This window comes from Rhodococcoides sp. S146-33, assembly GCF_059489205.1.
The window spans coordinates 1026174-1036345 of record NZ_JCAJWY010000002.1 but is presented as its reverse complement, the minus strand read 5'-3'; the positions used below and the strand labels follow the sequence as shown (position 1 = coordinate 1036345).

The following is a 10172-nucleotide window of genomic DNA, read 5'->3' as shown; positions in this document are numbered from 1 at the left end:
CCCCCGTCAGTTCTTCATCAGAGAGTTCTCGTCCATCGAGATCGAGCGACGAGAACGGAAGATGGCCATGATGATCGCCAGGCCCACCACCACCTCGGCAGCAGCGACCACCATGGTGAAGAACGCGAACAACTGCCCGTCGAGATTGCCGTGCATGCGGGAGAAGGTGACGAACGCGAGATTGACTGCGTTGAGCATCAATTCGATGCACATGAACACGATGATGGCGTTGCGCCTGACGATGACTCCCGCTGCGCCGATCGTGAACAGCAGCACCGACAGGTAGAGGTAGTTCTCGGGATTCATCGCTCGTCACCCCCGTCCACCTTGTACTGGCTCCGTGGATCCGCGAACAGTGCATTGACGGACGACTCCGACTCGCTTCCGTCCGGCAGCAGAGCCCGGCGATCCACGCCGTTGTGACGAGCGAACACACCGGGACTCGGCAACGGAGTCACCCTCGAGCCGTCACGGAACCGGTCCTGCGACATCTCTCGCTGACCCTTCACCGGTCCCAGCGCTTCCCGGTGCGCCAGGATCATGGCCCCGATGGTGGCCGTGATCAACAGCGCTCCGGTCAGCTCGAACGCCCATACGTACTCGACGAAGATCAGCTCGGCCAGGCCTTCGACGTTACCGGTGGAGTTGGCCGCGTCGAGCCCGACGAAATCGAGTCGACCGGCGCGGGCCGAGTCACGTAGTAGTACCCCGATGATCAACAGCCCGAAGCCGATTCCGATGACGACGGCCGCGATACGGTGCCCTCGTAATGTCTCGGTCAGCGACTCCGAGGAGTCCACCCCGACGAGCATCAGGACGAACAGAAACAGCATCATGACCGCGCCGGTATAGACGACGATCTGCACGACACCGAGGAACAGCGCCCCCTGCGCCATATAGAAGGTGGCGAGCACCACCATGGTGGCGGCGAGAAACAGTGCAGAGTAGACAGCTTTCGTGCTCATCACCACACCCAGAGCACCGATGACCGCGACAACACCGAGGGTCCAGAATTGCACGGCCTCACCGGTGGAGGTTGCTTCGAGGGCCAGCTGCACCGTGGCAGTCATCGAACCGGACCGCGATCGGTTTCGGCCTCGCTCTCGGCACCGGTGACGGTGCCGCGGTAGTAGTCCTCGGCCGAACGCCCCGGTGCCATCGCGTGCGGTGGCGCCACCATGTCCGGCTCCAGCGGTGCCAGCAGCGAATCCTTCTCGTAGATCAGGTCTGCTCGGTTGTCACCGGCGAGTTCGTACTCGTTGGTCATCGTCAGAGCCCGTGTCGGACAGGCCTCCACACACAATCCGCAGCCGATGCACCGCAGATAGTTGATCTGGTAGACCCCGCCGTATCGCTCGCCGGGCGAGAACCGCTCGGTCTCGGTGTTGTCCGCTCCTTCGACGTAGATGGCGTCGGCGGGGCACGCCCACGCGCAGAGCTCGCACCCGATGCACTTCTCGAGGCCATCGGCGTACCGATTGAGCTGATGCCGACCGTGATAGCGAACCTCGGTCGGCTTCTTCTCCTCCGGATACAGCTCGGTCTCGGGTTTCTTGAACATGGTGGCGAAGGTGACGCCGAATCCTGCTATGGGACCGAGGAATTCAGGCATCGGCGTTCTCCTTCAGTGACCTGGCCGGGTGTGACCGTGCTCCGGCATGCCGGCTCGCGATGTTCGTGCCCTGCGGGTGGATGGGAGGAACCGGGAATCCGCCCGCCGCAGCGTCGAATTTCTCGGTGGACGCCGGCGGTGGAACGTTCCGGACACGCGACCGCTTCCGAAGCATGAGCAGCAGAGAACCCAGAACGACGACCGCGAAGATCGTCGACGCGACGAACGTGACCACAGGCACGTCGTATCGACCGGCCCCGAGTACCCGAACCGTCGCGATCACCATCACCCACACCAGAGCGACGGGAATGAGGATCTTCCAGCCGAAGTTCATGAACTGGTCGTAACGCAACCTCGGCAACGTCGAACGCAACCAGATGAAGACGAAGAGGAACACCCACACCTTGACGACGAACCACAGCACCGGCCACCATCCGGAATTCGCACCGCTCCACAGACTCAACGGAATCGGAGCCCGCCAGCCGCCCAGGAACAACGTGGTGGCGAGCGCGGACACCGTGACCATGTTGATGTACTCGGCAAGCATGAACATCGCGAAACGCAAGGAGGAGTACTCGGTGTGAAACCCGCCCACCAATTCCCCTTCGGCCTCGGGTAGGTCGAAGGGCGCGCGGTTGGTCTCCCCGACCATCGCCGTCACGTACACCAGGAACGACGGCAGGAGCAAGAAAACGTACCAGGTGTTCTGTTGCGCAGCAACGATCCCGGAGGTCGACATGGTCCCCGCGTACAGAAAGACTGCAGCGAAGGACAGACCCATCGCAACTTCGTAGGAGATGACTTGCGCCGTCGACCGCAGTGCGCCCAGCAACGGGTAGGTCGAACCCGACGCCCAACCGGCCAAGACGATCCCGTACACACCCACCGAGGTGACCGCGAGGATGTACAGAACCCCCACCGGCAGATCGGTCATCTGTAGCGGAGTCGTGGTACCGAACACCGACACCTCGGGCCCGAACGGAATCACCGCGAAGGCCATGAAGGCAGGAACCACCGAAATGATCGGAGCCAGAATGTAAATCGGCTTGTCGACGCCGGTCGGAGTGATTCCCTCCTTCAGTGCGAGCTTGATCCCGTCCATCAGCGACTGCAACAGTCCCCACGGGCCTACTCGATTGGGCCCGACGCGCATCTGCATCCACGCCATGATCTTGCGTTCGGCATAGATCGCCACGAGCGGTGTGAGAACCAGGAATACGAAGACCGCCAAGGCCTTGCCGATCACCAACCACCACGGGTCGGTGCCGAACATAGACAGATCGGTCGGTGCGGCGACGATCACGATGCTTCACCCCCGGGTCGTTCCGCAGGCTGTGCCCTGCGAATCTTCACCACCGCACCCGACTCTGCGCCGAGCGAGCGGTACACCGAGGAACCGGGCGAGTTCATCGGCACCCACACCACGTTGTCGGGTAGGTCGGAGATGTCGAGCGGCAGCGTGATCGAGCCGCCGTCCGTCTCGACCCGCACCCAGTCACCGGCCTGCGCCTCGATCGTCGACGCAGTCGCCGCGGACAGTCGGACCGTAGGCGGGCGACCGGTCTTCGCGAGATCGACCTCGCCGTCCTGCATCCGCCCCGAGTCGATGAGCATCCGCCAGGTGGCGAGAATCGCCTCCCCTGGCGCGAGCGGTGGCGTGTCCTGACGCGGAGTCACTCGGGGCACGGGGATCCGCGATCCGTTCCAGCCATCGAGGCGAGCCAGCTCAGCGCGTGCTGCAGCCGCGTCGGGCAGCGAGAACTCTGTCCCCATCTGTTCGGCGATGGCATCGAGCACGCGCTGGTCGGGTAAGACCGCGCCTGCGCCGAGTGCAGTGTCGAATGCGCGTGGTCGTCCCTCCCAGTCCACGAAGGTTCCCTGCTTGTCGACCACCGGAGCCACCGGGAACACCACGTCGGCGCGATCGGTGACGGCACTGTGTCGAAGTTCGAGACTGACCACGAATGCCGATCGGTCCACCGCGGCGAGCGCACCGCGCGGATCGGGTAGATCGTCAGGGTCGATGCCGGCCGTGATAAGTACGCGATCGGGACCGGCGTCCGCCAATATGGCGGCGGTATCGCGGCCCACGTCTGCGGGGAGTTCGGCCACTCCCCACACGGCTGCCACCTCGGCGCGCGCCGACGCGTCGGCCACAGGCCGCCCGCCCGACAGCACATTCGGCAGCACGCCGACGTCGAGCGCGCCACGTTCTCCCGCGCGCCGCGGAATCCACGCCAACCTCGCTCCGGTGTCGTCGGCCAACGTCGACGCTGCGGACAGTCCACCCGAGACAGCGCCGAGCCGCTCTCCGACGAGAACGATCGATCCGGGCTCGCGGAGGAGTTGCGCAATCGATTCGGTGCCTCGATCACCGACGTGCAAGGCGTCGAGCCACTGCGGCTCTTCTCCTGGAACCGATTGCAGCAGAACGCCATCGAGTTTGCGTAGGCCTCTACTGGCCCAGGGCGCGACCGAAGCCACCACCAGGCCCCGAGTTCGGTGTGCCTTGCGCAGTCTCAGGAACACCAACGGCGATTCTTCCTCGGGCTCGAACCCGACGAGCAAAACCACGGGGGCATTCTCGAGGTCGGTATACGTGACTCCCAATCCGGTCCCAGCGATGCGACCGGCTAGGAAGTCCGCTTCCTCTGCGCTGTGGCTACGGTTACGAAAGTCGATATCGTTGGTATGCAATACCGTTCGAGCGAACTTGGCGTACGCGTAGGAGTCTTCGAGGGTCGATCTTCCACCCACGAGTACCGCCGCACGACCGATGGACGCGGCCAATCCTGTTGCTGCGGCCGCGAGGGCAGCCGACCACGACGTCTCGACCAATACGCCCGATTCGTCACGGACCATCGGCGCGGTGATGCGGTCGGTCCCGGTGGCGTAATGGAACGCCCAGCGGCCCTTGTCGCAGTTCCATTCCTCGTTGACCTGGGGATCGTCTCCGGCCAGACGTCGAAGAACCTTGCCGCGTCGGTGGTCGGTACGTTGAGCGCAGCCGCCTGCGCAGTGCTCGCACACGCTCGGCGACGAGGTCAGGTCGTAAGGTCGGGCCCGGAATCGATACTCGGTGTTCGTCAGTGCCCCCACCGGACAGATCTGAACCGTATTTCCCGAGAAGTAGGAGTCGAACGGTTCGTTACCGAAGATGCCCACCTGTTGCACCGCACCTCGTTCGAGCAACTCGATGGAGGGATCTCCGGCAACCTGAGCCGCGAAACGAGTACACCGAGCGCAGAGCACACAGCGCTCTCGATCGAGCAGAACCTCGGCCGACAACGGAATCGGCTTGGGATAGGTACGTTTGGTCTCGGTGAACCTGGACTCGGTGCGGCCCGCAGCCATTGCCTGGTTCTGCAGTGGACATTCACCGCCCTTGTCACACACCGGGCAGTCGAGCGGATGATTGATGAGCAATAGTTCCATCACGCCTCGTTGCGCCTTGTTCGCCGCCTCCGACGTCACCTGTGTGCGCACGACCATGCCGTCGGCCACCGTCGTCGTACAGGAGGCCAGCGGCTTCCGCTGCCCCTCGACATCGACGAGACATTGCCGGCAGGCCCCCACCGGATCGAGCAGCGGATGATCACAGAAGCGCGGAATCTGCACTCCCATCAATTCCGCAGCACGAATCACCAACGTGCCCTCGGGAACACTGACCTCGTGGTCGTCGATGGTCAATGTCACCATCTCGACTCCGGTGACCGACTGCTCAGGCTGTGCAGGAGTGGAGCCTGCGGAACGACCCGGGGATTCAGGAGTGGAGCCTGCGGAACGACCCGGGGGTAGCGTCATGACGTCAGCTCCTCTGCCATCAGGGTCGATCGGTGCGGGTCGAACGGGCATCCCTGCTCGGTGACGTGACGGATGTATTCGTCGCGGAAGTACTTCAGCGAGGACACGATGGGACTCGCGGCACCGTCTCCCAACGCGCAGAAGGACTTTCCCGCGATACCGTCCGCGATGTCGAGCAGCGTGGTCAGGTCGCCCTCGGTGCCGGTACCACCGTCGAGACGCCTGAGGATGTGCACCAGCCAGTAGGTCCCCTCCCGGCACGGTGTGCATTTTCCACAGGATTCGTGTGCGTAGAACTCGGTCCACCGCAACACCGCTCGCACCACACACGTCGTGTCGTCGAAGATCTGCAGTGCTTTGGTACCCAACATCGATCCGGCGGCACCGACGCCTTCGTAGTCGAGTGGGACATCGAGATGCTCGCCGGTGAACATCGGTGTCGAGGATCCTCCCGGCGTCCAGAACTTCAGTTCGTGTCCCGGTCTGATCCCGCCCGCGTAGCCGAGCAACTCCCGCAGCGTGATCCCCAGCGGTGCCTCGTACTGTCCCGGACGGCAGACGTGGCCCGACATGGAATACAGCGTGAACCCCGGTGACTTCTCGCTGCCCATCGACCGGAACCACTCGATTCCCTTGCGCAGGATCACCGGAACGCTGGCGATCGATTCTACGTTGTTCACCACGGTCGGGCGCGCGTACAGGCCCGCCACTGCGGGGAACGGTGGCCGCAGCCGAGGTTGCCCACGCCGACCCTCCAACGAATCGAGCAGGGCTGTCTCTTCGCCGCAGATGTATGCGCCGGCCCCGGCGTGAATCACCAACTCGAGGTCGAAGCCCGATCCGAGAACGTCCTGTCCCACATAGCCCGCCGAGTAGGCCTCGGCGACCGCGGCCTGCAGCCTGCGTAACACCGGCACCACTTCACCGCGGACATACACGAAGGCGTGGGACGCGCGAATTGCGTACGCGGCGATCACTATTCCCTCGATCAGCGTATGCGGACTCGCCATCAGCAGCGGCATGTCCTTGCAGGTACCCGGCTCGGACTCGTCGGCATTGACCACCAGATAGTGCTCTTTGCCGTCGTTCTGGGGTATGAAGCTCCACTTCGTTCCGGTAGGAAAGCCCGCACCACCTCTGCCTCGTAGGCCGGATTCCTTGACGAAGGCGATGAGGTCGTCGGGGTCCATCGCGAGAGCCTTCTCGAGCCCCGCGTATCCGTCGTGACTTCGGTAGCTGTCGAGGGTCCACGAGTCCTTTTCGTCCCAGAACTCGCTCAAGACCGGCGTCAGGGCCATGTCACTCCCCCTTCGTCGATGGATCGGTCTCGGTGGTGTTCGGCTGTGGTGGCACGGTGGCCGAGGGCGCCGGGGCAGGCTTGTCTCGCACCGTGTCCGCAACTGCTTCGGCTCCGACATCGGGGGTCTCGACATCGGGGTGCCCGTCGTCCGGGTCCGATGCGACCTCGGGGGCAGACATGGCGTGCTCGCGGGCGTAGCGCAGACCGGCGAGAGTGGCTTCACCTGCGCCACTGCATGATTCGACCGCATCGCGGGGGTCGTCGGGAAATCCGGCGAGAATTCGTTCGGTCTCACGAAACGTGCACAGTGGTGCTCCACGCGTCGGGGCGACCTGAGCACCGGATCGAAGTGCATCGACCAGATCCCGCGCAGACGACGGGGTGCTGTTGTCGAAGAACTCCCAATTGACCATCATCACCGGTGCGTAGTCGCAGGCGGCGTTGCATTCGATGTGTTCGAGGGTGATGGTGCCATCCCCGGTTGTCTCGCCGTGGTCGATATCGAGGTGGTCGCGCAGGGTCTCCATGATGGCGTCACCGCCCATGACGGCGCACAGCGTATTGGTGCACACGCCGACGCGATACGTCCCCGTGGGCTCGCGGCGATACATCGAATAGAACGTTGCGACGGCAGTGACCTCCGCGCCGGTCAGTTCGAGTACGTCGGAACAGAATCCGATCCCGGCGGGGGTGAGGTAGCCGTCCTCGGATTGCACGAGATGCAACAACGGCAGCAGCGCCGATCGTGCCTGCGGATAACGTGCGACAACGATCTCGGCGTCGGCTCGCAGCCGGGTGAGCACCTCGGCGGGATACGACGTTCGCGCACCCGGCCCGGCCAGTTGCACCGCTTCGTCCGGGCGGGCCCCGAGTTGAATCAGAACCGGCTCCGAGTGCGACTGCGCGGTCATCGGTCCACCCCACCCATCACCGGATCGATGCTGGCAACCGCAGCGATCACGTCGGAGATCATGCCGCCCTCGCACATCGCGGCGACTGCCTGCAGATTGGTGAAGGAAGGGTCTCTGAAATGCACTCGGTACGGCCGTGTTCCGCCGTCGCTGACGATGTGGACGCCCAGCTCACCTCGTGGAGACTCCACCGACGACAGCACCTGCCCCGCCGGTACCCGCATCCCCTCGGTCACCAGTTTGAAGTGGTGGATCAGCGATTCCATCGAGGTGTCCATGATGGTGCGCACGTGATCCTGTGAGTTTCCCAGGCCATCGGGTCCCGACACCAGATCGGCAGGCCAGGCGATCTTCTTGTCGTCGATGACGACGGGTCCCGGTCGCAGGCGATCGAGGGTCTGTTCGACGATCTTGAGTGATTCCTTCATCTCCTCCACCCGGATCAGATAGCGCCCGTAACAGTCGCTTCCGGTGTCGGTCACCACGTCGAACTCGTAGCTGTCGTATCCGCAGTAGGGATCGGAACGGCGCAGATCGTAGGGCAGCCCGGTCGACCGAAGCACCGGGCCGGTGACGCCGAGGGCCATGCATCCGGTGAGGTCCAGGTAGCCGACGTTCTCGGTTCTGGCCTTCCAGATCGGGTTGTCGTTGAGCATGAGTTCGAGATCTCGAAGGCGTCCTGGCAGCACTCGGAGAAGCTCGCGCACCTTGTCGATCGCATTGTCCGGGAGATCTTGAGACAGCCCTCCAGGACGGATGTATGCATGATTCATTCGGAGCCCGGTGATGGCCTCGAAGACATCGAGGATCAGCTCTCGCTCGCGGAAGCCGAACAGCATCGCCGTCACCGCACCCAATTCCATTCCGCCCGTTGCCAATGCAACCAAGTGGGACGAAATGCGATTCAGCTCCATCAGCATCACGCGGATCACCGTTGCGCGCTCGGGGATGTCGTCGGTGATGTCGAGCAGCTTCTCCACACCGAGGCAGTACGCAGTTTCGTTGAAGAACGGCGACAGGTAGTCCATGCGGGTGACGAAGGTGACGCCCTGAGTCCAGTTCCGATACTCGAGGTTCTTCTCGATTCCGGTGTGCAGGTAGCCGATTCCGCACCGAGCCTCGGTAACGGTCTCGCCCTCGATTTCGAGAATCAACCGCAGCACTCCGTGAGTGGATGGGTGTTGCGGACCCATGTTGACCACGATCCGTTCGGTGCTGGACCCGCGCGCCAGTTCGACGACGTCGTCCCAATCCTGCCCCGATACCGCATATATGGTTTCGTCTGTTGCGCTCATCAGTTGTACGACCTGCGCTCGTTCGGGGGCGCAACCCGAGCGCCCTTGTACTCGATGGGAATTCCGCCGAGCGGATAATCCTTGCGCTGCGGGTGACCGACCCAGTCGTCGGGCATCTCGATACGCGTCAATGCAGGATGGCCGTCGAACACGATGCCGAAGAAGTCGTAGACCTCGCGTTCGTGCCAATCGTTGGTGGGATACACCCCACACAGTGAGGGCGTGTGTGGATCCGCATCGGGTACGGCGACTTCGAGTCGCAGGCGACGTCCGTGTGTGATGGAGACAAGGTGGTACACCGCATGCAATTCGCGGCCGGTCTGATCCGGATAGTGCACACCCGATGCGCCCGTGCACAGTTCGAATCGCAGCTCGTCGTCGTCGCGCAGCGTTTGCGCCACGACGGGCACAAACTGTCGAGTGAGATGGAGTGTCAACTCGCCACGATGCTTCACGACGCGTTCGACGGCGTCCTCGTACGGCACTGCACCGGCTTCGAGAACTGCGGCCAGCCGGTCGACCACTGCATCGAAGTAACCGCCGTAGGGCCGCACGGCGGTATCGATCGCTGCCACCGGCGGTTGCAGTCGGCCATAGCCGGATGTGTCACCGGTGCCTTGGACACCGAACATCCCGCGGGGCCCGTGCGCAGTCATCGCAGCAGGCCCTTGAGGTCGATCGTCGGGGTGGACGACAGCGCCGCGGCTTCGGCGGCCGCGCGCACCTGCTCGCGATTGACCCCGAGCGGCATTTGCTGAATCTTTCTGTGCAACTCCAGAATTGCGTTGAGCAACATCTCCGGTCGCGGCGGGCAACCCGGCAGATAGATGTCGACAGGAACAATGTGATCGACGCCTTGGACCACCGCGTAATTGTTGAACATCCCGCCGGAGGACGCGCAGACCCCCATCGCCAGGACCCATTTGGGTTCGGCCATCTGGTCGTACACCTGCCGCAGCACCGGACCCATCTTCTGGCTGACGCGCCCCGCCACGATCATCAGATCCGCTTGCCGCGGAGACGCGCGAAACGCTTCCATACCGAATCGGGCAAGGTCGAACCGCCCGGACGTGGTGGCCATCATCTCGATCGCGCAGCACGCGAGACCGAACGTGGCCGGCCACAGCGAACCTTTACGGGCGTATCCGGCCAACCCTTCGACGGTGGTCAACAGAAATCCACTGGGTAGCTTTTCTTCGAGTCCCATCGATCACGCTCTTTCGCTTCCGCAGAAATGAGAACAAGCACGG

General features: G+C 63.4%; 10 protein-coding genes. All 10 read right to left on the bottom strand.

The window, feature by feature from the left end:
• Positions 1-6: 6 nt before the first annotated feature.
• Genes nuoK through AC5WEY_RS13350 form a run of 10 tightly spaced genes read right to left on the bottom strand, consistent with a single transcriptional unit; the run spans position 7 to position 10129 of the window.
• On the bottom strand, positions 7-306 hold the full coding sequence (nuoK, locus tag AC5WEY_RS13395; protein WP_008717020.1) for an NADH-quinone oxidoreductase subunit NuoK: 300 nt from the start codon (positions 304-306) through the stop codon (positions 7-9).
• A complete protein-coding gene (locus AC5WEY_RS13390) occupies positions 303-1070 on the bottom strand; it encodes an NADH-quinone oxidoreductase subunit J (RefSeq protein WP_495646210.1) in 768 nt (255 codons plus the stop codon). The genes nuoK and AC5WEY_RS13390 overlap by 4 nt, the downstream gene beginning before the upstream one ends.
• Positions 1067-1612, bottom strand: coding sequence for an NADH-quinone oxidoreductase subunit NuoI (gene nuoI, locus AC5WEY_RS13385; protein ID WP_057477678.1), 546 nt, complete (start codon positions 1610-1612; stop codon positions 1067-1069). Before nuoI ends, AC5WEY_RS13390 begins: the two co-directional genes overlap by 4 nt.
• Positions 1605-2885 (bottom strand): NADH-quinone oxidoreductase subunit NuoH, encoded by a 1281-nt coding sequence (gene nuoH / locus AC5WEY_RS13380; protein WP_057477796.1) that lies wholly within the window; start codon positions 2883-2885, stop codon positions 1605-1607. The genes nuoI and nuoH overlap by 8 nt, the downstream gene beginning before the upstream one ends.
• A 26-nt stretch (positions 2886-2911) precedes the next feature.
• Entirely contained in the window at positions 2912-5416 is a 2505-nt protein-coding gene (locus tag AC5WEY_RS13375; RefSeq protein WP_495646209.1) for an NADH-quinone oxidoreductase subunit G, read from the bottom strand.
• Positions 5413-6714, bottom strand: a complete 1302-nt coding sequence (gene nuoF / locus AC5WEY_RS13370; protein WP_495646208.1) for an NADH-quinone oxidoreductase subunit NuoF — start codon at positions 6712-6714, stop codon at positions 5413-5415. The genes AC5WEY_RS13375 and nuoF overlap by 4 nt, the downstream gene beginning before the upstream one ends.
• Position 6715: 1 nt before the next feature.
• Entirely contained in the window at positions 6716-7627 is a 912-nt protein-coding gene (gene nuoE, locus AC5WEY_RS13365) for an NADH-quinone oxidoreductase subunit NuoE (protein ID WP_495646207.1), read from the bottom strand.
• A complete protein-coding gene (gene nuoD, locus AC5WEY_RS13360; RefSeq protein ID WP_057477675.1) occupies positions 7624-8922 on the bottom strand; it encodes an NADH dehydrogenase (quinone) subunit D in 1299 nt (432 codons plus the stop codon). Before nuoD ends, nuoE begins: the two co-directional genes overlap by 4 nt.
• On the bottom strand, positions 8922-9578 hold the full coding sequence (locus AC5WEY_RS13355; protein WP_495646206.1) for an NADH-quinone oxidoreductase subunit C: 657 nt from the start codon (positions 9576-9578) through the stop codon (positions 8922-8924). The genes nuoD and AC5WEY_RS13355 overlap by 1 nt, the downstream gene beginning before the upstream one ends.
• Entirely contained in the window at positions 9575-10129 is a 555-nt protein-coding gene (locus AC5WEY_RS13350; protein WP_495646205.1) for a NuoB/complex I 20 kDa subunit family protein, read from the bottom strand. The genes AC5WEY_RS13355 and AC5WEY_RS13350 overlap by 4 nt, the downstream gene beginning before the upstream one ends.
• Between the last annotated feature and the right edge of the window lie 43 nt (positions 10130-10172).

What these genes read in the sequence shown, in the direction of transcription:
- nuoK (WP_008717020.1), bottom strand. Translation starts at nt 306, where the DNA reads ATGAATCCCGAGAACTACCTCTACCTGTCGGTGCTGCTGTTCACGATC.
- nuoH (WP_057477796.1), bottom strand. Translation starts at nt 2,885, where the DNA reads ATGTTCGGCACCGACCCGTGGTGGTTGGTGATCGGCAAGGCCTTGGCG.
- AC5WEY_RS13390 (WP_495646210.1), bottom strand. Translation starts at nt 1,070, where the DNA reads ATGACTGCCACGGTGCAGCTGGCCCTCGAAGCAACCTCCACCGGTGAG.
- nuoF (WP_495646208.1), bottom strand. Translation starts at nt 6,714, where the DNA reads ATGGCCCTGACGCCGGTCTTGAGCGAGTTCTGGGACGAAAAGGACTCG.
- AC5WEY_RS13355 (WP_495646206.1), bottom strand. Translation starts at nt 9,578, where the DNA reads ATGACTGCGCACGGGCCCCGCGGGATGTTCGGTGTCCAAGGCACCGGT.
- nuoE (WP_495646207.1), bottom strand. Translation starts at nt 7,627, where the DNA reads ATGACCGCGCAGTCGCACTCGGAGCCGGTTCTGATTCAACTCGGGGCC.
- AC5WEY_RS13375 (WP_495646209.1), bottom strand. Translation starts at nt 5,416, where the DNA reads ATGACGCTACCCCCGGGTCGTTCCGCAGGCTCCACTCCTGAATCCCCG.
- nuoD (WP_057477675.1), bottom strand. Translation starts at nt 8,922, where the DNA reads ATGAGCGCAACAGACGAAACCATATATGCGGTATCGGGGCAGGATTGG.
- AC5WEY_RS13350 (WP_495646205.1), bottom strand. Translation starts at nt 10,129, where the DNA reads ATGGGACTCGAAGAAAAGCTACCCAGTGGATTTCTGTTGACCACCGTC.
- nuoI (WP_057477678.1), bottom strand. Translation starts at nt 1,612, where the DNA reads ATGCCTGAATTCCTCGGTCCCATAGCAGGATTCGGCGTCACCTTCGCC.